This window comes from Streptomyces sp. NPDC025618, from assembly GCF_055558795.1.
In genome coordinates this window covers 94,170-117,035 of record NZ_JBVHLW010000015.1, presented here as the reverse complement: position 1 = coordinate 117,035, position 22,866 = coordinate 94,170, and the positions used below count along the sequence as shown (strand labels likewise).

The following is a 22,866-nucleotide window of genomic DNA, read 5'->3' as shown; positions in this document are numbered from 1 at the left end:
GGTTGCTGGCTGCGGTCGAGCGGTGCGCTCGACGGGCCACCACACTAGGGCCTCTCCGGTGGTGTGCGCCCCGCCCCGTCCCGTTCAGCGGGGGTGGGCTCCCGGGCCTCTTGACGCGGTCGCGCCGGGTGTCCGCGCGGGGGGCCGGCCGGTGGCGGGGGTGCCGCCCCGGGGGGCCGGTATGCCGTGTCCGGGCCGGTGGCCGCGTACGCGGCGGTCCGCCGCTCGCTGTGGAACGCGGCGGGCGGACCGTTCGTCATGGCCGGAGTGCGCGGAGTGCGGCGGGGCTATTTCTCTTCGCCGGACTTCAATAAGACCGTCCACAGAACTGTTTGTCCGATCAATCAGACCGCTGCTTTCTTGAGGCGGCGGCGCTCTCGCTCGGACAAACCTCCCCAGATGCCGAAGCGTTCGTCATTGGCAAGGGCATATTCAAGGCACTCCGAGCGGACCTCGCAGGCGAGACAGACCTTCTTGGCCTCGCGCGTGGAACCACCCTTCTCGGGGAAGAAGGACTCGGGATCGGTCTGAGCGCACAGCGCGCGCTCCTGCCAGCCGAGCTCCTCGTCCGCCTCCTCGACCAGCAGTTGCTGAAACAGCTCGGTCATGTGCGCCCCTCGTCTGTCATTTGCGTCCCCGTGCTGCCTTCATCAAGGCTGCCTTCATCAAGTGCGGCAGAACAACACGGGTGAAATTACAAGTGTGCCGATCCGGGCCAGTCAAGCCGAGATCTGCTATTGGGCCCCTTATTCACTCTGCGGAACCAAAGCCAAGCAGAAAGTGTCCGAAACATTACAAGTCCGGACAGAATCAACTGCCCGTCCCGACAGCCCCATCCTCTTCCTGAAGGAGAGGACGTCACGCACGGCGATCCCGTTGCACCGTCCGGCCGAATGATGTTTGCGGCCGCGGCTGGTGCGCCACCTGTCCGCGACCCCTGGGCCGCAAACCTTTCAGCACGCTCAGTTACCGGATGAGGTGAAAGATTAGCCCCAAAACGGACACCCGGTTGACAGAGCGCGGTCGGGCCCGTCACCTTTGGTGGCATGCCAGCGATCGCCGCACTCAGCCTGACCCGTGACTACGGGTCCCGCTGCGCTGTGCAGGCGCGCTGTCGCTGTTCCAGCTGTTGATGCCCACGAGCTCCAGCTGAGCTTTTCCTCCCGCTCCACCTCGCTCGCCCTTCCCGCCCGTCCGCAGGGCCCGCGCTCCCGCGCCCGGACGCGTCCGTACGCGTCCCCGCACCGCTCCCACGCGCAGCCCAGCACACCCGCCGAGGAACCCCGCACATGAACAGCGACGTCCAGATCGCCGGCGACCCGCTCGCCATCCCGCACCTGATGCCGCCCGCCCCCGCGCACCCCGCCACCATCGCCGAGTTCGCCGGGCTGGCCCGCGCCCTCGCCGCCGACACCGCCTCCTGGGCCCGCCTCGTGCAGTACGACGCCACGAGCCGCTGGTACCACCGGCTGCGCACCGGCCCCGGCTACGAGGTGTGGCTGCTCAGCTGGGTGCCCGGCCAGGGCAGCGGGCAGCACGACCACGGGCCGTCCTCCGGCGTTCTGACCGTCCTTCAGGGGGAGCTCACCGAGGTCAGCTGGGGCGGCGGCACCCAGGGTGGCGCGCGGCGTCGGCTGCGCGCCGGCGATCAGCGCGTCTTCGCGCCCGGCTATGCCCACGAGGTCGTCAACGACTCCCTCGGCCCGGCCGTGAGCCTGCACGTCTACTCCCCCGGCCTCACCGAGATGCCCATGCGTCACCGGCGGCCCGCGGCCGCCGCGTTGCCCGCCGACCGGGAGGCCGTGCGCGGCTGACGCCCCCTACGGGGATGTCACAGGCGGCTGACACACTGTTCCGCATGCAGCGCATTGTGGTTCTGGCCGGCGGGATCGGGGGCGCCCGCTTCCTCCGTGGCCTCAAGTCAGCAGTCCCCGACGCGGACATCACCGTCATCGGGAACACCGGAGACGACATCCACCTCTTCGGCCTCAAGGTCTGTCCCGACCTCGACACCGTGATGTACACCCTCGGCGAGGGCATCCACGAGGAGCAGGGCTGGGGCCGGGCCGGGGAATCCTTCGCGGTGAAGGAGGAGTTGGCGGCCTATGGCGTGGGGCCCGAGTGGTTCGGGCTCGGCGACCGCGACTTCGCCACCCACATCGTCCGTACGCAGATGACCGCCGCCGGCTATCCGCTCAGCGCCGTCACCGAGGCGCTCTGCCGCCGCTGGCAGCCGGGCGTGCGGCTGCTGCCGATGAGCGACGACCGCGTCGAGACGCACGTCCTGATCGACGACCCGGACGGCGAGGGCCGCAAGGCCGTCCACTTCCAGGAGTACTGGGTGCGGCTGCGCGCGGCCACGCCCGCGCGCGCGGTCATCCCCGTCGGCGCGGAGGAGGCCAAGCCCGCGCCCGGCGTGCTGGAGGCCATCGCGTCGGCCGACGTCATCCTCTTCCCGCCGTCCAACCCGGTCGTCAGCGTCGGCACGATCCTCGCCGTGCCCGGCATCCGTGAGGCCGTCGCGGCCGCGGCAGCGCCCGTCGTGGGCCTTTCCCCCATCGTCGGGGACGCGCCCGTGCGCGGCATGGCCGACAAGGTCCTGGAGGCCGTCGGAGTGGAGTCCACGGCCGCCGCCGTCGCCCGGCACTACGGCTCGGAGCTCATCGACGGCTGGCTGGTCGACACCGTCGACGCGGGCGCCGTGGCCGAGGTCGAGGCCGCCGGCATCCGCTGCCGGCCGGTCCCGCTGATGATGACCGACGTCGAGGCCACCGCGCGGATGGCCGAGCAGGCGCTGGCCCTCGCCGAGGAGGTGCGCGCGTGACCGGCCTGCCGCGCGAGGACGTCCCGGCGTACCGCGTCTGGGCGCTGCCCGGCGTCCCCGAAGTGCGGGCCGGGGACGACCTCGTCAAGCTCATCGCCACGGCGGCCGGCGCGGAGGGGCTGCCCGGCCTCGCCGACGGCGACGTCCTGCTCGTCACCTCGAAGATCGTCAGCAAGGCCGAGGGCCGGATCGTCCGGGCCCCGGACCGCGAGGCCGCGATCGACGCCGAGACCGTGCGGGTCGTGGCCCGGCGCGGCGCCCTCCGCATCGTCGAGAACCGGCAGGGGCTGGTCATGGCCGCCGCCGGGGTCGACGCGTCGAACACCGAGGCCGGCACGATACTGCTGCTGCCCGAGGACCCGGACGCCTCCGCCCGCGCGCTGCGCGCCGGGCTCAAGGAGGCGCTCGGCGTCGAGGTCGGCGTCGTCATCACCGACACCTTCGGCCGCCCCTGGCGCTCCGGGCTGACCGACGTCGCGATCGGCGCGGCCGGGGTGCGCGTCCTCGACGACCTGCGCGGCGGCGTGGACACCCACGGCAATCCCCTGAATGTGACGACCGTCGCCACCGCGGACGAACTGGCCGCCGCGGGTGACCTCGTCAAGGGGAAGACCGCGGGGCTGCCGGTGGCCGTGGTGCGCGGTCTTCCGCACGTCGTGGGCGACGACGGCGCCGGCGCGCGGGCGCTCGTCCGCTCCCCCGCCGACGACATGTTCCGGCTGGGGACCTCCGAGGCCGTACGCGAGGCGATGACCCAGCGGCGGACGATCCGCGAGTTCACCGACGAGCCCGTCGACCCGGGTGCCGTGCGGCGGGCCGTCGCCGCCGCGATCACCGCGCCCGCCCCGCACCACACGACGCCCTGGCGGTTCGTCCTGCTGGAGTCCGAGTCCTCGCGGACGCGGCTGCTCGACGCCATGCGCGACGCCTGGATCTCCGACCTGCGCGGCGACGGCTTCAGCGAGGAGAGCATCGCCAAGCGGGTGCGGCGCGGCGACGTCCTGCGCAACGCCCCCTATCTGGTGGTGCCGTGCCTGGTCATGGACGGCTCCCACACGTATCCCGACGCGCGGCGCAACGCGGCCGAGCGGGAGATGTTCGTGGTCGCCGCCGGCGCCGCCGTCCAGAACTTCCTGGTGGCGCTGGCCGGGGAGCGGCTGGGGTCGGCCTGGGTGTCGTCGACGATGTTCTGTGCCGATGTCGTGCGGTCCGTGCTCGGTCTTCCGGCGGGCTGGTCTCCTATGGGGGCGGTCGCGGTGGGGCGGGCCGCGGGGGAGCCTCGGGAGCGGGGGGCGCGGAGCGTGTCGTCTTTTATCGAGGTGCGGTGAGGTAGGGCGGGGGTCTGTGGCTGGGCGCCGTGGCCTTGTGCGGGCCGGTTCGCCGCCTGCGGCGGGAGCGGCCTGCGGCCGCGTCCTCAATCTCCCCCAGACTCCGTCCGGGGGTGCCCCCAACGGGCTGGTTTGTTCCCCAGCCCCGCCCCTTCCCGAAACCGGGGGCAAGCCCCCAGACCCCCGCACCCACCACAACCAAAGCCCGGCCGGCGCTTGAGGCCACCCCAACCGCAAGCCGACCACTCAGCAAAGCGACACGCGCCTCAGATCGCCCTGATGTCGTTCACCGAAAAGCGTGGAGCCCTGCGCGGCGGAGCCACCCCCGTGAGCAGGATCAGCCGGCACGCCCGGTGGCGCTGGCCCGCGTAGGGGGACAGCAGGTCGAGCATGGTCGCATCGTCCGCCCCCCGCCGCCCCGTCAGCGCATAGCCGACGATCTTCGGCAGGTGCAGGTCCCCGACCGTGACCGCGTCGGTCGCGCCGTTGCTTCGCTGGAGGGTTTCCGCGGCCGTCCAGGGGCCGATGCCGGGGACGGCCTGGAGGCGGGCGGCGGCCTGGCGTTCGTCCATGGTGGCGGCCTCCTCCAGGCGGGCGGCCACCCGGGCGGCGCGGACGATCGTCGCGGACCGCTTGCCGTCCACGCCTGCCCGGTGCCACTCCCAGGAGGGGAGCAGGGCCCAGCCCCGGGGGTCGGGCATGACGCGCATGCGGGGGGCGGGGCCGGGGGCGGGTTCGCCGTGGCGCTGGAGGAGGAGGCGCCAGGCGCGGTACGCCTCGTCGCTGGTGACCTTCTGCTCCAGGACCGAGGGGATGAGCGACTCCAGGACCAGCCCGGTGCGGGCCAGCCGCAGCCCCGGGTTGCGGCGGTGCGCCTGGTGCACGAGGCGGTGGCGGGGGGTGAAGGCGCCGGGGTCGTCCGAGCCGCCGAGGAGGGCCGGGAGGCGGTCCAGCAGCCAGTCGGCGCCGGGGCCCCACGCCTCGGCGCGCACCTCGCCGCCGCGGGCGGTCACATGGAGCGTGCCCGGACCGTCCGGGGTGCGGCTGGCGCGCCAGACGGAGCCGTCCGCCGCCACCTGATAGGCCGGGTCGCCGGGGCCGCGCGCGAGGACGCCGAGGGTGCGCCCCAGGTCGTACGGGCCCGACGGGACCCATGTGCGCGTCGCCATCCGGCCAGCCTACGTCGGCGGACCGACAATCGGAGGCCCTGAGTCCACTTAGCGGGCGGGAGCGGGCCCCGGCCCGCTACTGGTCGGAGGAGAAGCGGATCGCGCCCGCGTCGATCCGCGCGCCGCACCAGATCCGCGCCCCCGCCCGGAGCTCGTTGTCGGCGCCGATCTGCGCGCCGTCACCGATGACCGCGCCGTCCAGGACCGTGCGCGCCCCGATCCGCGCGCCCGCGCCCACCAGGGAGTCGCGCACCCGCGCGCCGGCCTCGATGACCGCGCCGTCGAGGACCGTGCTGCCGTCGATCCGCGCGCCCGGCTCCACGACGGCCCCGGCGCCGATCACGGTGCCGCCGGTGAGCTTGGCGTCCGGGGCGACGTCCGCGGTGTCGAGGACGAGCCGGTCGCCGCAGCGGCCCGGCACGGCCGGGGAGGGGGCCCGGCCGAGTACCAGGTCGGCGGAGCCGCGTACGAACGCCTGCGGGGTGCCGAGGTCGAGCCAGTAGGTGGAGTCGACCATGCCCTGGAGGTGCGCGCCCGCCGCGAGCAGCCCGGGGAAGGTCTCGCGCTCGACCGAGACGGGCCGGTCGGCGGGGATGGAGTCGATCACCGAGCGGTTGAAGACGTACGCGCCCGCGTTGATCTGGTCGGTGACGATCTCCTCGGGCGTCTGCGGCTTCTCCAGGAAGGCCGTCACCCGGCCGGTGGCGTCGGTGGGCACCAGGCCGAAGGCGCGAGGGTCCTCGACCCGCGTCAGGTGCAGGGAGACGTCCGCTCCCGTGGTGCGGTGGGTGCCGACCAGCGCCTCGATGTCGAGGCCGGTGAGGATGTCGCCGTTGAAGATCAGCACCGGCTCGTCCGGCGCCGAGCGCAGCCGGGAGGCGACGTTGCGGATGGCTCCGCCGGTGCCGAGCGGCTCCACCTCGGTGACGTACTCGAGGTGGAGGCCGAGGGCGGACCCGTCGCCGAAGTACGGCTCGAAGACCTCGGCCAGATAGGACGTGGCGAGCACGACGTGCTCGACCCCTGCGGCGCGGGCCCGGGCCAGCTGGTGGGTCAGGAACGGCACGCCCGCCGCCGGCACCATCGGCTTCGGCGTGTTCATCGTGAGGGGGCGCAGCCGTGTCCCCTTGCCGCCCACCAGGAGGATCGCTTCAGTCACCTTGTCGTCTCTGCTTCCTGCTGGGGACGGGGCTTGATCGGCGGCCAGTTTATGCAGACCGGCGGCTTCCGCCAGCCCCCCGGTCAGCGGCCCTGGAGGCGGGCGGCGGCCGAGCGGGCCGTGCCGAGCCTGCTGTAGAGGCGGTCTCCCGGGCACTCCGTGGCGTAGCCGTCGCGGTGTCCGGAGATGGCCTTGAGCTTGACGGAGGTCCCCTTCTTGAAGAGGTTTCCGCCGCCGGACACCAGGGTCGCGGTGCCGCGCGGGTTCACCCCGAACAGGCCGAGTTTCCATGCGGTGAGGGAGGACAGGGCGTTCACCGCGGCCTTGGGCGGGGTGGAGCTCGCGAAGCTTCCGAGGACGGCGATGCCCATGCTGTTGGTGTTGAAACCGAGGGTGTGGGCACCCATGACCGGCTTCGCCACTCCGCCCGCGCGGCCTTCGTAGATGGTGCCGCACTTGTCGACGAGGAAGTTGTAGCCGATGTCACGCCAGCCGCTGCTCACGACGTGGTAGCGGTAGATACCACGGATGACGGAGGCGGACTCGGAACAGCTGTAGTTGTTGCCGGAGGCCGTGTGGTGGACGAAGGCGGCCTTGACGGTCTTGGTGTACGCGAAGGCGCGCTCGCGGAGCGATTCGTCGGCTCCCCAGCCGGCCCGGGTGACGATACGCGGGCGGGAGGCGGTGTAGCGGCCGTCGGGGGCGGTGTGCTCGCCGGAGTCCGAGGGGCCGTCCTGGTCGTAGCCGTCGTCCGGGTCGCCGCTGACCCGGGAGTCGCCGCTCTCGTCGCTGTCGTTCCAGTCGCTGGAGTCGCCGGAGTCGTCGTTCTCGGTGTCCCCCTCGGGCTCGTCCGAGGGCATTCTGCCGCGGCCGGTGCCGGTGGCGGCGACGTCGGAGCGCGCGGCCTTCCGGCCCGCGGCGGGGATCTCGGTGGCGCCGAGCGGGGCGAGCGGGGCGTTGGCGGCGGAGCTGGCGCGTTCCTCGTCGGTGCCGGGCGGCACGACGGGAACGCGACGGGACTGGTGGGCCGGGGCGGCGCCGGGGTCGACGAGTTCGAGGCGCATGCCGGCGGGCAGGGCCCGGCCCTCGGGGGTGCGCTCGGTGGCGGCGTCGGGGCGGACGCGCAGCTGGATGGCGTCGGAGGCGCCGACCCACAGGGGTGCGGTGGAGCCGCGCAGCCGGCCGTTGCGCGCCTCGCGGGAGTCGAGGTCGGGACGGTCGTCGTCATGGGTCTGGACGTCCTGCCAGCCGGACCACGCCCGGCTGCCCACGGCACGGGTGCGCACCTGGGCGCGGCCGCGGAGCTCGGCACCGGCGTCGTCCCACACGATGCCGATCAGGGAGAAGGGCTTGACCTCGCGCTGGGGCACGCCCTGTTCGGCGGGTCCGTTGGTGCGCGCCCGGTCGAAGCCGCCGAGGCGGACCAGCGGCACGGACTGGGTCGAGCCGGGGACGGTGTTCGGGGCACCGGTGAACGAGGTCGTCCCGGAGGAGGCGTTCGCGGGGGCGATCCCCGGCGAGGTGGCCAGGAAGGGCAGGCTGAGGGCGGCGGCGCTGACCGTCGAGGTGACAAGGAATCCACGCATGACAGAAATCCTGGACATATACGGATAAGTCTGTCCATTCAAAGTGGGCCGGAAAGTGACGCCCAGTCGGCCCCCGCGCGGCCCCGCGCGCGCTTTCCCGACTGCCCGTCAGCGGCCTCGCCGCGTACCCTGGCGGCGATGAACGCCACCGATCGCACCCCCGCCGACCTGCTGCGTTCCGCGCTCGCCGCGGACCCGGCCCGCCCGCTCGTGACCTTCTACGACGACGCCACCGGCGAGCGCGTGGAACTGTCCGTGGCCACCTTCGCCAATTGGGTGGCGAAGACCGCCAACCTGCTCCAGGGCGAGCTCTCCGCCGAGCCCGGCGACCGGCTCGCGCTGCTGCTGCCCGCCCACTGGCAGACGGCCGTCTGGCTGCTCGCCTGCTCCTCCGTCGGCGTCATGGCCGACGTGGGCGGCGACCCGGCCGCCGCGGACCTGGTGGTGAGCGGCCCGGACACCCTTCAGGAGGCGCGCGCCTGCTCCGGGGAGCGCGTCGCGCTCGCCCTGCGCCCGCTGGGCGGCCGGTTCCCCCAGCCGCCGGAGGGCTTCGCGGACTACGCCGTCGAGGTGCCCAGCCAGGGCGACCGGTTCGCGCCGTACGCGCCCGTCGACCCGGACGCCCCCGCGCTCGCGGTGGACGGCCTGGAGCTGACGGGGGCCCAGCTGGTCGAGCGGGCGCGCACCGACGCCTTCCAGCACGGGCTGGGCAGCGGCTCGCGGATGCTCTCCGGCCTGCCGTACGCCACCTGGGACGGCCTCTCCGCCGGGCTGTTCGCGCCGCTCGCCGCCGGGGGCTCGGTGGTGCTGTGCCGCAACCTCGACCGGCTGTCCGGCGGCGGCCTGGACAAGCGCCGGGAGAGTGAGCGCGTCACCGTGACGGCCCTCTGACGCTGCCGCATCGCCGGGACCGCGCGATGATCGGGGATACGCGCCGGCCCCGAGCACACCGCCGGCACCGCACGGAAAGGCCCGGCAGAGGCACGTACCACCCCGTGAGGGAGGGACGCAGCTGTGAACGACGGCACCGACGCGCCCTTCCTCGCGCCCCGGCGGCGGCGCCGCTGGCTGCGCTGGCTGGCACTGGCCCTGGCCGTGCTGACGCTCGCGCTGGCCGCGGTGGGCTGGGTGCTCTACGAGCGGCTCAACAGCAACATCCACACCGACACGGACACCGCGAACGAGCTGGCGCAGTACGAGCGGGAGCGCCCGACGGCCCTGGTGGCCGGGGCGCAGAACATCCTGATCATCGGCTCCGACACCCGCGGCGGACCCGGCAACGGCGAGTACGGCGAGGACAGCGGGACCCAGCGCTCGGACACCACGATCCTGCTGCACGTGTCCGCCGACCGGCGGAGCGCGACGGCCGTCAGCCTGCCGCGTGACCTGATGGCGCAGATCCCCAGCTGCCGGCGCCCGGACGGCAGCCGGACGAACGAGCGGTTCGCCCAGTTCAACTGGGCCTTCGAGCTCGCGGGCCCGGCCTGCACGATCCGTACCGTCGAGAACATCAGCCATATCCGGATCACCCATCACGTGATCGTGGACTTCAGCGGCTTCAAGCGGCTGGTGGACGCGGTCGACGGGGTCGAGGTGTGTCTCAAGCAGCCGATCGACGACCACGAGGCGCGCCTCAAACTGCCCGCGGGCCGTCAGGTCCTGCACGGGGAAGAGGCGCTGGGCTTCGTCCGCGCCCGCTACAGCCTCGGCAACGGCAGCGACACGGAGCGGATGGGCCGACAGCAGGCCTTCCTGGGCGCGCTGTTCACCGAGATGCAGAGCGACGGCGTGCTGCTCAACCCGACGCGGCTCTACCCGGTGCTCGACGCGGCGACCTCCTCGCTCACCACGGACGCCGGGCTCGGCTCGCTGCGGAAGCTGTACGACCTGGTGCGCACGGTGCGGGGCATCCCGAGCGACCGGGTGCAGTTCCTGACGGTGCCGCGCCGCCCGTATCCGTACAACACGGACCGCGACGAGCTGGTGCAGCCGGACGCGGACCAGCTCTTCCGGCAACTGCGGGAGGACAAGCCGGTGTCGGTGAGCGCGAACGTCCGCCCGGCCGACAGCAAGCCCGGCGGCGCGCACCCGGGCGGTGGCACCGGCCGGCACGGCAAGGCCGAGGAGCCCGGGGCACCGGAGGGGACCGCGGGACCGGAGGCACCGGGCGGCTACCAGGCGCCCACCGATCCCGCCGCCCCGACGGACCCGGCCGGCACGGCATCCCCTCCCTCGACTCCCTCGGCTCCCTCGACTCCCTCGCCCACGGCGCCCCCCACGTACGAGGGAACCACCGCCGCTCGCGGCAACTGTGGATGAATCCCCCGAAACGTATGATCGGGTTTTTCGCGGCCGCGAAAGGATTGGGCAGATTGCCCAGTTGTAGGGGAGTGGAATTTGTCACCGGCGTCGCTCGACGCTGAACTGGGCGGATAGTGTGAGCGATCCGGTGCGCACGGCCGGGCTGACCGCGCACTGAAAGACGACGTGACCGAGCGCCTCGGGGGGCAGGCGCCGCGTGGCACCGACGGAGGATTCAAGCGACCGTGGACGCGCAAGGCCGTGGGCGGGCGGGCGGCATCGACCCCGCCGACCAGTGGGTCTTCGACCCCGAAACCGGCAGCTACGAGCTGCGCCTCGACCATGCCGAGGGGTCTGATCCGGCCTCCGCGCAGGGTTCGCCCCCCGCGGCCGTCACCACCCCGCCGGCCGCGACGAGTTCCTTCGTCCCCTCCGGGAGAATCTCCTCCAAGAGCCCGGGAACCGCGGCGCCCAAGGCGATGCCCGGGCAGCGCGGCACCGGCGGTGGCGGCGGGCGCAGGGGCGGCGGTCCCAAGGCGGCGGCCGCGGGCCGGCGGCGGCCCAGGCCGAAGAAGACCGCGAAGAAGAAGGTCCTGCTCTGGACGGGCGGCTCCCTCGCCTTCGTCCTGGTCGGCGGCTCGCTGGGCGCGTATCTGCTCTACGAGCACTTCAACAACAACCTCAGCAAGGTCGACGTCGGCGTGGACAACGCGGCCGTCACCAAGGGCCCGGTGAACATCCTCGTCATCGGCACGGACAAGCGCTCGGGCAAGGGCAACGAGGGCTACGGCGACGACGGCAGCGTCGGCCACGCCGACACCACGCTGCTCTTCCACGTCTCCGAGGACCGCTCCAACGCCACGGCGATCTCCATCCCGCGCGACATGATCACCGACATCCCGGAGTGCACGACCAAGCAGGACGGCAAGACGAAGACGATCCCCGGCTCCAAGGGCGTCCGCTTCAACGAGAGTCTGGGCCAGGAGGACCGCGACCCCGGCTGCACCTGGCGGACCGTCGAGGCGCTCACCGGGCTGAAGGTCAGTCACTTCATGATGGCCGACTTCAACGCCGTCAAGCAGCTGTCCACCGCGGTCGGCGGCGTCGAGGTGTGCCTGGGCAAGGACATCGACGACCCCAAGTCGCACCTGAAGCTCAGCAAGGGCCGGCACGACATCGAGGGCGAGGACGCGCTCGCGTTCGTACGGACCCGGCACAGCGTCGGCTTCGAGAGCGACCTGGACCGCATCAAGCTCCAGCAGCAGTTCCTGAGTTCGATGATCCGGAAGATGAAGTCCGGGGACACCTTCTCCAACCCCAAGAAGCTCTACGACCTCGGCGACGCGGCGACCAAGTCGCTCACCGTCGACACGGGCATAGGCTCGGTCAGTGACCTGACCAAGCTGGCGAAGGATCTCAGCCGCGTCAACATCAAGAACATCACCTTCGCGACCCTGCCCGTCCTCGACAACCCGGCCGACGGCAAGGTCCACAAGACCGTCGTCCTGGACAAGCCCAAGGCCGACCCCCTGCTGGCCATGGTCAAGCGGGACGTCTCCCTGACCGAGGTCAAGGAGAAGGAGAAGAAGGAACAGGACGCCAAGGACGCCAAGCAGCAGGCGCTGCTCAAGGGCCCCATGGCGGCGCCCGCGGCCGTGCGGGCCAAGGTGCTCAACGGCAGCGGCAGGATCGGCGCGGCCCAGGAGGCCGTCGCCTGGATGCAGAACTCCAAGGGCATGCCGCGCACCACCAACGGCGGCAACGCGCCCGGCGGCAAGAAGGTCGACAAGACCGTGCTGGAGTTCGCGCCCGACCAGGCCGACCAGGCGCGGCGGCTCGCCGACGCCATGGGGCTGCCGGCCGACGCCCTCAAGGAGACCGCGGCCGCCGCCGGTCCGATGGCGGACATGACGCTCACGCTCGGCGCCGACTTCAAGGCCGCCGGCACCCCCGTCTCCGCACCCGCGGCGCCCGAAAAGGCCCCGGAGGGCATTCAAAAGGTCGAAGCGGACGACAAGAACATCTGCGCCAAGTGAACCTAGGCGTGGCACACACGCATCTCACTGGTCGGGCCACCCTCCGGTGAGGCGCGTGGCCCGCCCGTGCGCGCGGAACGACCCGCGCCCACGGCGCACCAGAGACGGCATGCCTGCCCATCGGGCCGGAAGCACCATTCAGGGGAGGCCCGATGCGGCAGAGCAGTGTGCGGGGGTCGCGCTCGCGCGGCCGCGTCCCGGGAGCCCGTGACGGCGCGGGGAAGAAGAGCGGCGAGGGCGCGTCCGGCGACGGCGGCGCGAAGGGGACGCCGCCGTCCCGCCGCGCGCGCATAGCGCGAATAGCCCGCTGGACCGCGCTCTGCCTCGCGGTCCTGGTCCTCGGCACCTCCGCCGCGGGCTACTTCTACTACCAGCACCTCAACGGCAACCTCAAGAAGGACGCCCTCAACCTCGGCGACAAGCGCCTCGACCGGAGCGCCGCCAACGCCGAGGGCCAGCGCCCGCTGAACATCCTCCTGCTGGGCTCGGACAGCCGTAACACCCCCGAGAACGTCGCACTCGGCGGTGCCCGCGAGGACGCCGACCGCAAGCCGCTCGCCGACGTCCAGATGCTGGTGCACGTCTCGGCGGACCGTACGAACATGTCGGTCATCAGCGTCCCGCGCGACACCCGGGTGACGATCCCCAAGTGCACCGACCCGGAGGACGGAAAGGTCTACCGCGAGACCAGCAGCCAGATCATCAACACCAGCCTCATGAACGGCGGTCCGGGCTGCACGGTCGCCACCTGGGAAGAGCTCACGGGCATCCCCATCGACCACTTCATGATGATCGACTTCTCCGGCGTGGTGAGCATGGCCGACGCCGTCGGCGGCGTGCCGGTCTGCGTCGACAACAACGTCTACGACAGCAAGTCCGGGCTGCGGCTGGAGAAGGGCGAGCACAAGGTCAAGGGCGAGCAGGCGCTCCAGTGGCTGCGCACCCGGCACGGCTTCGAGGACGGCAGCGACATAGGCCGGACCCACGCCCAGCACATGTACATGAACGCGATGGTCCGTCAGCTGAAGTCCGGCACCAAGCTGAGCGACCCGGGCCAGCTCACCGGGCTCGCCGAGTCCGCCACCAAGGCGCTGACGGTCGACAAGGACCTCGGCTCGGTCAAGAAGCTCTACGACCTGGCCGAGGACCTGAAGCAGGTGCCGTCCGGCCGGATCACCATGACGACCATGCCGTGGGCCACCGACCCGCAGGACCCGGACGCGCACGTCGTCCCCAAGGCGGGCGACGCGGACAAGCTGTTCTCGCTCGTGCGCAACGACGTCGCGCTCGACGGCAAGGACAAGAAGAAGGACCCCAAGTCCGTCCCGTCGGCGCCCGCCGCGCCCAAGGGCAGCGTTCCGGTGACCGTCTTCAACGGCACGGGCACCGCGGCCCAGCCCGTGGCCACCGGCCGGGGCAGCGACATCGCGGCGTTCCTCGTCGGGAAGGGCTTCACCAAGGCCACCGCCGACTCCACCCCCCGTTCGCAGCTCGACACGACGCTCAGCTACTCCAAGGCGTCCCAGCGCGGTGACGCCGAAGCGGTGGCCAAGGCCCTCGGGCTGCCGGACAGCGCGCTGCGCATGTCCACCGCGGTCGACGAACTGACCCTGGTCATCGGCGCCGACTGGCGCTCGGGCACGGCCTACCCCAAGGACCGCGCCGGCGCGGACGACACGAAGGACGGCACCGACGGCAAGACGGACGGCGGCGCGTCCGGCGACAAGCCGGGCGACAAGGGCGACGACAAGTCCGGCGACAAGAACGGCGGGAAGTCCGGCGACAAGAAGAAGGACGCCGACAACAAGGCCCCGGAGAGCGCGGACCCGCTCAACGGCAACGACACCTCCGCCTGCATGAAGGTCAATTCGCTGAATCGTTTCTGACGGCGGAAGCCGCACGTCGGCCTTACGAGCGTACGGATGAGGGGCCGGACCCGGGCGGGGTCCGGCCCCTCACCGCCGTGACGGGTGAGAGTTCCGCGATCCCGGTGACTTCGCGTAGCGCTCCCGATACTCTCTGCGCCTGTGGCTCAGAAGCGCTCACGAAAGGCAGCTTGCATGAGGAACGTCTCCCGGGTCTGCGTACTCGCCGCGGTGAACCTGCTGGCGGCCCTCGCGGCGGTGACGGGGCAGGCCACGGCCGCCCCCGCCGAGAAGGCCCCCGGCGTCCGGGTGCTGGAGGAGTGCCGCAACGACGGCACGTCCTTCACCGACAGGCTCATCCCCGGCCACTGCCTCCGCAACGGCGGCTACCGCCTGGAGATGCAGTACGACGGCAACCTCGTCCTCTACTCCGGATCCCGCGCCTGCTGGGCCAGCGGCACCGACGGGACCAACGAGGTCTACGCGAAGTTCTCCGGGGACTGGAAGCCCGACTCCCCCTATATGACGCTGGAATCGCCCGTCGGGGAGCTGCGGAAGTACCGCGGGAAGTACACCGGGCTGCACAAGAGCGGCAACGTCAGCCTCAACAACAAGGGCGAGGTCTGGATCGCCTACGGGAAGATGGCGGGCTGCTGACCCGATGCGCACCCACCACCACGAACGCCGGGGTGCCGTGCGGGCGCTCGTGACCCGCTGCGTGCTGGCCGCCGTCCTCGCGGGCGGCGCGGCCACCGGCCTCCCCACGGCCGCGGAGGCGGCCACCGCTCCCGTACACCTCGCCCCCGGGCACCGTCTCGGCGACGCCTGCGCGGCGAACGACAACCTGGGGGAGATCGCCACCAACTTCATCTCCCGCTGCCGCAAGGGCTCCATCCGTTCGGTGTTCCCCGGGCAGCACTACGGCGACACCCTGGGCTATCTCAAGGGCTGCCGCCTGAGCACGTGCAACACCGCCTGGAAGCTCCTGAACGACAACCGCTTCAAGAAATAGCCGGGGAATCATGCCCACTTACGTCGCTGTCCTCCTGTGCGAGTCCTCGTCCGACATGGACGGTCACACCCCGCTCTACCAGGAGAGCTTCGTCCTGCTGACGGCCGAGGACGAGGCACGGGCCCGTGAGAAGGCCGAGGCGCACGGCAAGGGCCTGGAGACGAGTTATGAGAACGAGGCCGGTGAGCTGATCATCTGGCGGCTGCGGCACGTGGTCGACGTCAGCGAGGTGCTCGACGAGCGCCTGGCCGACGGCTCGGAGCTCTACGTCCGGCACTTCAGGAACTACACCGCCTACCGCTCCTTCGAGCCGCTTCTCTCGGGGGAGCGGATCTGACGCCTCCGTGGGGACCGGCGCACCGGTCCCCACGGACGGTCAGCCGTTCTTCACGGCCGGGCGGCGGCTGGCGATGACCTTCTTCGCCAGGGAGCGCGGGCTGGTCAGGAAGCCGTAGCCCCACGACATGTGCATGGTGGCCAGCGCGAGGGGGATCTGCGCCCGCGCCTTCAGGGGCAGTCCCTTGCCCGCCGGGACCGAGCCCGCCACGATGGCGGCCAGATAGCCGCCGGGCACGACCAGCGCCCACGGGCTGACGGTCGCCCCCGCGACCACACCCGCCGCGATGGCCACGACAGCGGTCGGCGCCGCGAGGTAGCGGAGGTTGATCGACCCCTGGTGGTAGCGGGCGACGACGTGCCGCCAGCGGCCGTAGTCCTTGTACTGCTTGGCCAGCGCCCGCACCGTCGGGCGCGGCCGGTAGGAGACCTTGAGCTCCGGGGAGAACCAGATCAGGCCGCCGGCCTCACGGATCCGGAAGTTCAGCTCCCAGTCCTGGGCGCGGATGAACTCCTCGTTGTAACCGCCCTGCCGCTCCAGCGCCTCGCGCCGGAACACGCCGAGATAGACGGTCTCGGCGGGCGCGGCGGCGCCGCCGGTGTGGAAGGCGGCGTTGCCCACGCCGATCTTCGACGTCATGGCGGCGGCGACGGCCATCTCCCAGGCGTTCTCGCCCTCGGCGTGCATGATGCCGCCGACGTTCTGCGCGCCGGTCTCGTCCAGCAGGCGCACGGCCGTCGCGATGTAGTCGGGCGAGAGCATGCCGTGCCCGTCGACGCGCACCACGACCGGATGGCGGGACGCCTTGATCGCGGCGTTGAGCGCGGCGGGCGTCCGCCCGGTGGGGTTCGGCACGGTGTGGACGCGGGGGTCCTCCTCGACGAGCTCGGCGGCGATCTCGTCCGTACGGTCCGTGGAGGGGCCGAGGGCGATCACGACCTCCAGCTCTCCGGCGTACTCCTGCTCCAGGATGTGCCGCACGGACGTGCGCAGGTGCCGCTCCTCGTTGAGGACCGGCATGATCACGGAAACGGCGGGCGGCTGCTGTTCGGGCATGGTTCCTCGGGGGTACGGGGGTCACCCACCCGGCTGGGCCGGGGTCGGCGGAATCGTCGGTCACGTTACCGCTAATGGCGGACACCGGCGCTGTCCGGCCGGGTGGCCCGGTGACCCGGAACGGCGTGGGGGCACGGCCCGCTGATCGTATTGACCTACCGTTGCCGGTCCCTGGCCCGCCCCAGGTCGCCCCTGCTGCCGTCCGTCGCGGAGGTCTCCCCATGACCGCACCGGCCCGCACGACCCGCACGAACGGACCGCGCCACGGCGCCCCCCGCCGACCACGCTGGGGGGTGCGCGTCGCCGCGGGCGTGGCGGCGGTGGTCCTGGGCACCGCGGGGGTGGGGCACGCGGTGGTCAGCGGGATCGACAGCCGCATCGGCCGGATCGACGTCTTCCGGGGGCTGTCCAACCGGCCGGCGAGCGGGCAGGGCACCAATCTGCTGATCGTCGGCACGGACGCCCGGGACAAGATCACCGAGGAGCAGCGGCGGCTCTACCACCTGGGCGGCGCGCCCTGTCACTGCACCGACACGGTGATGCTGGTGCACCTCTCCGCCGACCACGACCGGGCCACCGTGGTCAGCCTGCCGCGCGACACCTACAGCGAGATCCCCGACCACCTGGACGAGGCGGGCCGCCCGCACCCCACCCACGTGCAGAAGCTGAACGCGGCGTACGCGGAGGGCGGGCCGGCGCTGACCGTACGGACGGTGGAGCACCTCACCGGTGTGCACATCGACCACTATCTGGAGGTCGACTTCACCAGCTTCATGAAGACCGTCGACGAGGTGGGCGGCGTGCGGCTGTGCACCGACCGGCCGCTCCAGGACCCCTTCAGCGGGCTGAACCTGCCGGTGGGCACGAGCACGCTCAACGGCGGCCAGGCGCTGCAGTACGTACGCTCCCGCCACCTCGACGGGGCCGCCGACCTGGGCCGGATGCAGCGGCAGCAGCGCTTCCTCGCGGCGCTGCTGCACCGGGTGTCGCAGAGCGGGGTGCTGCTGAACCCCGTGATGTTCCAGCAGGTCGCCGAGACGCTGCTGGGCTCGGTACGCGCCGACCGGAGCTTCGACAGCGGCGAGCTGATCGGGCTGGGCCAGGCCATGCGCAATCTCAAGCCCGCCGCCACGGAGTTCCTGTCGGTGCCGATCGCCTCCGCGAACTTCCCGGTGCCGCGCGTCGGCTCGACCGTGAAGTGGGACGACGCCGCCTCCGCCAGGCTCTTCCAGGCCCTGCGCGAGGACCGGCCGCTGACCGCGCACGCGCCCTCCCGCCTCCACGACGCGAAGGCCCCGGCCCGGCGGCAGGAGGCGCCGACGCCGGTGGAGGTGGCGCCCTCGGAGGTCCGGGTGCAGGTCTACAACGGCAGCGGCCGCCAGGGCCTGGCCCGCGCCACGGACCAGGGGCTGCGCGCCATGGGCTTCAGCACGACGGGCCTCCCCACGGACGCGTCCGCGGGCCCCGCCCAGGCGCGCACGGTGATCGCCTACGACCCCCGCTGGGACCGCTCGGTCCGCTCCCTCGCCGCGGCCCTCCCCACGGCGGAACTCCACCCCGTCCCGGGCCAGGGCCCGCTGATGCGCGTCACCCTCGGCACGGACTTCACGACCCTCCACGCGGTCCGCGCCCGGGCGCCGCAGAGGGCGGGCGCGGAGGTGATGACGGGGGACCGGGTGGTGTGCCCTTGAGGGGCTCTACGGGCGTTCGGCGCGCACCAGGAGCGTGCCCTCGTCCTTGCCTTCCGGAGGGGCGACGACCTCAGTCGTGACGTGCGTGAAGCCTGCCGCTGCCAGCAGAGACGGCTCGCGCCTCGCGGAGCGCGGCTCCCGGTTCCTGCCCGGGGCGGGGCGGCTCGCGGAACCCCGGACGGGCCCCCGCCGCTGGCGGGGGCCCGGTGGTGCGCGGAGGGTGGAGACACGGGGGGTCACCGCATCGCGTCCCCGAGAGGCAGTCGACATGCCCGATGTAACCGGTCCGTACGCGCCCGGCACCCCCTGCTGGATCGACCTCATGGTGCCCGATCAGCAAGCCGCCCTGGACTTCTACCGTGATCTCTTCGGGTGGCAGGGCGAGGTCGGGCCGCCGGAGACAGGTGGGTACGCCGTCTGCACGCTGCGCGGCAAGCCGGTGGCCGGCATCATGACCGCGATGTCGCCGGACGGCGGGCCGACGCCGCCGACCGTGTGGACCACCTATCTCGCGACCGCCGACGTGGACGCCACCGAGCGGAAGGTCACGCAGGCGGGCGGCAAGGTGATGATGCCGGCGATGGACGTGATGACGCTCGGCCGGATGTCGGTCGTCTCCGACCCGGCCGGCGCGGTGGTCGGCCTGTGGCAGGCCCGGGACTTCCCCGGCGCGGGCGTCGTCAACGAGCCCGGCGCGCTGATCTGGAACGAGCTCGACACCAGCGACACCGGCGCCGCCTCGGCGTTCCTCTCCGCCGCCCTGGGCATCAAGGCCGATCCCATGGAGGGCGCGGACGGCTACTTCGCGCTCAGTGTCGACGGGCGGACCGTCGGCGGGATGCAGGGGCTCGACAAGCTGCCGGAGGGCACGCCCCCGCACTGGCTGACGTACTTCGCGGTCGACGACACGGACAGCACGGTCGACGCCCTCGTGCGCGCGCGGGGCAATGTCCTCGTGCCGCCGTTCGACATGATGGCGGGCCGGATGGCCGTCGTGCAGGACCCGCAGGGCGGCATCTTCGCCGTGATCAACGCGACCGGGCCGGAAGCCGCCTGACCCGGTGCGCGCCCGGCGTCACTTGTCGGCGGCGGTGACCTTCTCGTCGTTCTTGAGCTGGTCGAAGAGCTGCTTGGCCTTGACCGAGTCCCACTTGACCGCCACGCCGTCGCTCCGGGTGGGCAGGCTGGGATTGGAGATCGGCACGGTCAGCTGCTTGCCGTCGCCGCCGGTGACACCCTTCATCGACCAGAACATCGACATCAGGTCCGTCAGCCCCATGTCCTTGTCGACGACGAGCGTGTCCAGCCCGGAGCCGATGACGGGGTAGAGGCGGAAGGGGTTGAGGACCGTGGACGGCGAGGCCGCCTGCTTGGCGAGGGTGTTCAGGAACTTCTGCTGATTGCGCATCCGCCCCAGGTCCTGGTCGGCCTCCTGGTGGCGCTGGCGTACGAACGCGAGCGACTGCGTGCCGTTCAGCGTCTGGCAGCCCGCCTTGAAGTCCGCGCCGGAGTCACGGTCCTTCACCGGCTTGTCCAGACACATGTCGACACCACCGAGTGCGTCGACCAGATTGCGGAAGCCGCCGAAGCCGATTTCCGCGTAGTGGTCGATACGCAGTCCGGTGTTGTACTCGATGGTCTGCGCCAGCAGCTCCGCCCCACCGTCCGAATACGCCTCGTTGAGCTTGTGCGTGGACGCGGGGAACCGCTTGCCGGACTGCGGCCCGGTGAAGGCGGGGATCGTGACGTACGAGTCGCGGGGCAGGCTCAGCATCGTCGTGCCGTTGTCGCCCGTGTGCAGGATCATCATCGAGTCGGTGCGCTTGCCGTCCGCGGACCCGGTGTGGAGGTCCTTCTTGTCCTGGTCGGACAGGCCCTCGCGGCTGTCGGAGCCGACGATCAGGTAGTTCGTGCCCTTGCCGCCGGAGGGGCGGTCCTTCACCTTGCTGAGGTCGACCTCGCGGCGCATCTTCGAGTCGGCCCAGAAGTACGTGCTCACGGAGACCGCCAGCAGCAGCACGACGAACGCGATCAGGCCGACCGTGATCCGCTTGCGCCAGTTCGGCGGGCTGGTCCGGCCGCCGCGGCCGCGCGGGCCCCGGCCGTCGCCGCCACCGCCGCCGCCGTTCGGGCCCACCGGGCCGCCGTGCCCGTAGACCCGGCCCGTGTTGTAGCCGTCGCCGGGACGGGGGGCCGGGGGCGCGCTCGTGCCGCCGCCGGAGGAGTTCTGGCCGGGTACCGGCCGGTACGGGCGCGGCGGGGCGTCACGGCGGACATGCGGCATGGCGCGGACGCCCTCCGGCTCGGCGCTCGTGCTGCCGCGTCCGTACCGGTCCCGCCGCTCGTCGTTCCGCCCTTCGCGCCAATCACTCATGGAGTCGAGTGTGCCCGCCCGTACGGCCGACAGACGGGCGGCTACATGATCGGGGCAGGGCTGTTGCAGAGCTGATGCAAATCCGGTCCCGTGGAGCGCCCGGGCATACAGTGGTGGACATGACCATTCAGGACCCGGATCTGGAGTCGGATATATCGGGCAAGCCGACGTCCGCCTCGCGCACGACCCTCTCGCACATCATGACCGCGGGTGACACGAACCTCCTCGGTACGGTCCACGGCGGCGTGATCATGAAGCTGGTGGACGACGTCGCCGGCGCGGTCGCCGGCCGCCACTCCGGTGGCCCCGCCGTCACCGCCTCCATGGACGAGATGGCCTTCCTCGAACCGGTCAAGGTCGGCGATCTCGTGCATGTGCAGGCCCAGTGCAACTGGACCGGCCGCAGCTCCATGGAGATCGGCGTGCGGGTGATGGCCGAGCGGTGGAACGAGTCCACCCCCGCGGTCCAGGTCGGCAGCGCGTATCTGGTCTTCGCGGCCGTCGACGACGGGGGCAAGCCGAGGCGGGTGCCGCCGGTGGAGCCGGAGACGGAGAAGGACCGGCGGCGTTACCAGGAGGCGCAGATCCGCCGCACGCACCGGCTGGCCCGCCGCCGGGCGATCATGGAACTGCGCTCCTCGCGCGAGGCCGAAGGGCTGGCCGACTAGCGGGTTCGCGGGCGCGGGCGCCTGAAACGCGGCTGCGCCGCGGATCCGCAAGCGCCGGACGGGCCGCGTGAGGGCCGGGGCGGGCCGCGTGAGGGCCGAGGCAGGCCGCGTGAGGGCCGAGGCGGGCTCCTGCGCCACCCGGCGCGGACGGCCCCGCCGGAGGACAGCCCGGACGGCCTCGCAGAGCCCACGCGAACGGCCCCCGGCAGCACGCCGAGGGCCGTCACCCGCGAAAGCCCTACTTCGGCAGGTTGCGCGCCATCACGATGCGCTGGACCTGGTTCGTGCCCTCGTAGATTTGCGTGATCTTGGCGTCGCGCATCATGCGCTCCACCGGGTAGTCACGGGTGTAGCCGTAGCCGCCGAGGAGCTGGACGGCGTCCGTGGTGACCTCCATGGCGACATCGGAGGCGAAGCACTTGGCCGCGGCACCGAAGAAGGTGAGGTCGCCGTCGAGGCGCTCGGACTTGGCCGCGGCCGAGTACGTGAGCTGGCGGGCGGCCTCCAGCTTCATCGCCATGTCGGCGAGCATGAACTGGATGCCCTGGAAGTCGGCGATCGGCTTGCCGAACTGCTTGCGCTCCTGGACATAGCCCTTGGCGTAGTCCAGCGCGCCCTGCGCGATGCCCAGCGCCTGCGCCGCGATGGTGATGCGGGTGTGGTCGAGGGTCTTCATCGCGGTCGCGAAGCCGGTGCCCTCCTCGCCGATCATGCGGTCGGCGGGGATCCGGACGTTGTCGAGGTAGATCTCGCGGGTCGGGGAGCCCTTGATGCCGAGCTTCTTCTCGGGCGCGCCGAAGGAGACGCCCTCGTCGGACTTCTCCACCACGAAGGCGGAGATGCCCTTGGAGCGCTTCTCGGGGTCGGTGACGGCCATGACCGTGTAGAACTCGCTGACGCCCGCGTTGGTGATCCAGCGCTTCACGCCGTTGAGGACGTAGTGGTCGCCGTCGCGCACGGCCTTGGTCTTCATGCCGGCCGCGTCCGAACCCGCGTCGGGCTCGGAGAGGGCGTACGAGAACATCGCCTCGCCCTTGGCCAGCGGGCTCAGATAGCGCTTCTTGAGGTCGTCCGAGCCGGAGAGGACGACGGGCAGCGAGCCGAGCTTGTTGACCGCCGGGATCAGCGAGGAGGAGGCACAGACGCGCGCGACCTCCTCGATGACGATCACGGTGGCCAGCGCGTCGGCACCGGCGCCGCCGAACTCCTCGGGCACGTGCACGGCGTGCAGATCGGCGGCCACCAGCGAGTCGAGCGCCTCCTGGGGGAAGCGGCCCTCCTCGTCCACCTCGGCGGCGAACGGCGCGATCTTCGCCTCGGCGAGCGAGCGCACGACCTTGCGGAGCTCGTCGTGCTCCTCGGAAGGCCGGTACAGGTCGAAGTCCTTTGTTCCCGCCAAGGCGTGCTCCCCTGAGAGTTAACTACCGTTTAGTAACCCAATTCTAGAGGCGACGTCCGGA

Annotated in this window: 20 protein-coding genes; 13 read left to right on the top strand and 7 right to left on the bottom strand. The window is 72.0% G+C overall.

What is annotated here, in order from left to right; all coding sequences use genetic code 11:
• Positions 1-344 precede the first annotated feature (344 nt).
• Complete coding sequence (locus ACZ4A5_RS15935; RefSeq protein WP_004952403.1) at positions 345-608, bottom strand: WhiB family transcriptional regulator; 264 nt, start codon at positions 606-608, stop codon at positions 345-347.
• A gap of 681 nt (positions 609-1,289) precedes the next feature.
• Here ACZ4A5_RS15935 and ACZ4A5_RS15930 point away from each other — a divergent pair.
• The 3 genes from ACZ4A5_RS15930 to ACZ4A5_RS15920 are packed head-to-tail and all read left to right on the top strand — an operon-like array spanning position 1,290 to position 4,152.
• Positions 1,290-1,814 (top strand): cysteine dioxygenase, encoded by a 525-nt coding sequence (locus tag ACZ4A5_RS15930; protein WP_467583208.1) that lies wholly within the window; start codon positions 1,290-1,292, stop codon positions 1,812-1,814.
• Positions 1,815-1,858: 44 nt separating this feature from the next.
• Positions 1,859-2,824, top strand: a complete 966-nt coding sequence (gene cofD / locus ACZ4A5_RS15925; RefSeq protein ID WP_467583205.1) for a 2-phospho-L-lactate transferase — start codon at positions 1,859-1,861, stop codon at positions 2,822-2,824.
• Positions 2,821-4,152 carry a coenzyme F420-0:L-glutamate ligase gene (locus ACZ4A5_RS15920; protein WP_467583203.1) on the top strand — a complete coding sequence of 444 codons (1,332 nt, stop codon included), beginning with the start codon at positions 2,821-2,823 and terminating at the stop codon, positions 4,150-4,152. Before cofD ends, ACZ4A5_RS15920 begins: the two co-directional genes overlap by 4 nt.
• A 266-nt stretch (positions 4,153-4,418) precedes the next feature.
• Here the strand turns inward: ACZ4A5_RS15920 and ACZ4A5_RS15915 are convergent, their stop codons facing one another.
• From ACZ4A5_RS15915 to ACZ4A5_RS15905, 3 genes are all read right to left on the bottom strand, one after another.
• Entirely contained in the window at positions 4,419-5,321 is a 903-nt protein-coding gene (locus ACZ4A5_RS15915; protein WP_467583201.1) for a DNA-3-methyladenine glycosylase family protein, read from the bottom strand.
• A 76-nt stretch (positions 5,322-5,397) separates the two neighbouring features.
• Positions 5,398-6,480, bottom strand: coding sequence for a mannose-1-phosphate guanylyltransferase (gene manB / locus ACZ4A5_RS15910; protein WP_467583198.1), 1,083 nt, complete (start codon positions 6,478-6,480; stop codon positions 5,398-5,400).
• An 83-nt stretch (positions 6,481-6,563) separates the two neighbouring features.
• A complete protein-coding gene (locus tag ACZ4A5_RS15905; RefSeq protein ID WP_467583195.1) occupies positions 6,564-8,066 on the bottom strand; it encodes a peptidoglycan recognition protein family protein in 1,503 nt (500 codons plus the stop codon).
• Positions 8,067-8,204: 138 nt separating this feature from the next.
• Here ACZ4A5_RS15905 and ACZ4A5_RS15900 point away from each other — a divergent pair, with 138 nt between their 5' ends.
• The 7 genes from ACZ4A5_RS15900 to ACZ4A5_RS15870 all read left to right on the top strand — a co-directional run bounded on the left by ACZ4A5_RS15900 (position 8,205) and on the right by ACZ4A5_RS15870 (position 15,617).
• On the top strand, positions 8,205-8,957 hold the full coding sequence (locus ACZ4A5_RS15900; protein ID WP_398870287.1) for a TIGR03089 family protein: 753 nt from the start codon (positions 8,205-8,207) through the stop codon (positions 8,955-8,957).
• A gap of 123 nt (positions 8,958-9,080) precedes the next feature.
• The gene (locus ACZ4A5_RS15895) at positions 9,081-10,385 is read left to right on the top strand and encodes an LCP family protein (RefSeq protein WP_467583192.1); all 1,305 of its coding nucleotides are present in this window, start codon (positions 9,081-9,083) and stop codon (positions 10,383-10,385) included.
• A 227-nt stretch (positions 10,386-10,612) separates the two neighbouring features.
• Entirely contained in the window at positions 10,613-12,403 is a 1,791-nt protein-coding gene (locus ACZ4A5_RS15890; protein ID WP_467583189.1) for an LCP family protein, read from the top strand.
• A gap of 152 nt (positions 12,404-12,555) precedes the next feature.
• Complete coding sequence (locus tag ACZ4A5_RS15885) at positions 12,556-14,289, top strand: LCP family protein (RefSeq protein ID WP_467583186.1); 1,734 nt, start codon at positions 12,556-12,558, stop codon at positions 14,287-14,289.
• A 174-nt stretch (positions 14,290-14,463) separates the two neighbouring features.
• Positions 14,464-14,925, top strand: a complete 462-nt coding sequence (locus tag ACZ4A5_RS15880) for a hypothetical protein (protein WP_467583183.1) — start codon at positions 14,464-14,466, stop codon at positions 14,923-14,925.
• 4 nt (positions 14,926-14,929) lie between these two features.
• Positions 14,930-15,280, top strand: coding sequence for a hypothetical protein (locus ACZ4A5_RS15875; protein ID WP_467583180.1), 351 nt, complete (start codon positions 14,930-14,932; stop codon positions 15,278-15,280).
• Between the two features lie 10 nt (positions 15,281-15,290).
• Positions 15,291-15,617: a DUF4288 domain-containing protein gene (locus ACZ4A5_RS15870; RefSeq protein ID WP_467583177.1), complete on the top strand. Its 327-nt coding sequence runs from the start codon at positions 15,291-15,293 to the stop codon at positions 15,615-15,617.
• Positions 15,618-15,656: 39 nt separating this feature from the next.
• Here ACZ4A5_RS15870 and ACZ4A5_RS15865 read toward each other — a convergent pair whose 3' ends face one another.
• Positions 15,657-16,673, bottom strand: coding sequence for a glycosyltransferase family 2 protein (locus ACZ4A5_RS15865; RefSeq protein ID WP_467583175.1), 1,017 nt, complete (start codon positions 16,671-16,673; stop codon positions 15,657-15,659).
• Between the two features lie 221 nt (positions 16,674-16,894).
• On the opposite strand from ACZ4A5_RS15865, the gene ACZ4A5_RS15860 reads away from it, so the two are divergent.
• On the top strand, positions 16,895-18,364 hold the full coding sequence (locus ACZ4A5_RS15860; RefSeq protein WP_467583172.1) for an LCP family protein: 1,470 nt from the start codon (positions 16,895-16,897) through the stop codon (positions 18,362-18,364).
• 268 nt (positions 18,365-18,632) lie between these two features.
• A complete protein-coding gene (locus tag ACZ4A5_RS15855) occupies positions 18,633-19,421 on the top strand; it encodes a VOC family protein (RefSeq protein WP_467583169.1) in 789 nt (262 codons plus the stop codon).
• An 18-nt stretch (positions 19,422-19,439) separates the two neighbouring features.
• Here ACZ4A5_RS15855 and ACZ4A5_RS15850 read toward each other — a convergent pair whose 3' ends face one another.
• Positions 19,440-20,738 carry an LCP family protein gene (locus ACZ4A5_RS15850; RefSeq protein ID WP_467583166.1) on the bottom strand — a complete coding sequence of 433 codons (1,299 nt, stop codon included), beginning with the start codon at positions 20,736-20,738 and terminating at the stop codon, positions 19,440-19,442.
• 119 nt (positions 20,739-20,857) lie between these two features.
• Between ACZ4A5_RS15850 and ACZ4A5_RS15845 the strand changes: the two genes are divergently transcribed.
• Positions 20,858-21,406, top strand: a complete 549-nt coding sequence (locus tag ACZ4A5_RS15845) for an acyl-CoA thioesterase (RefSeq protein WP_398870276.1) — start codon at positions 20,858-20,860, stop codon at positions 21,404-21,406.
• 238 nt (positions 21,407-21,644) lie between these two features.
• Here the strand turns inward: ACZ4A5_RS15845 and ACZ4A5_RS15840 are convergent, their stop codons facing one another.
• Positions 21,645-22,805 (bottom strand): acyl-CoA dehydrogenase, encoded by a 1,161-nt coding sequence (locus tag ACZ4A5_RS15840; protein WP_361528501.1) that lies wholly within the window; start codon positions 22,803-22,805, stop codon positions 21,645-21,647.
• Between the last annotated feature and the right edge of the window lie 61 nt (positions 22,806-22,866).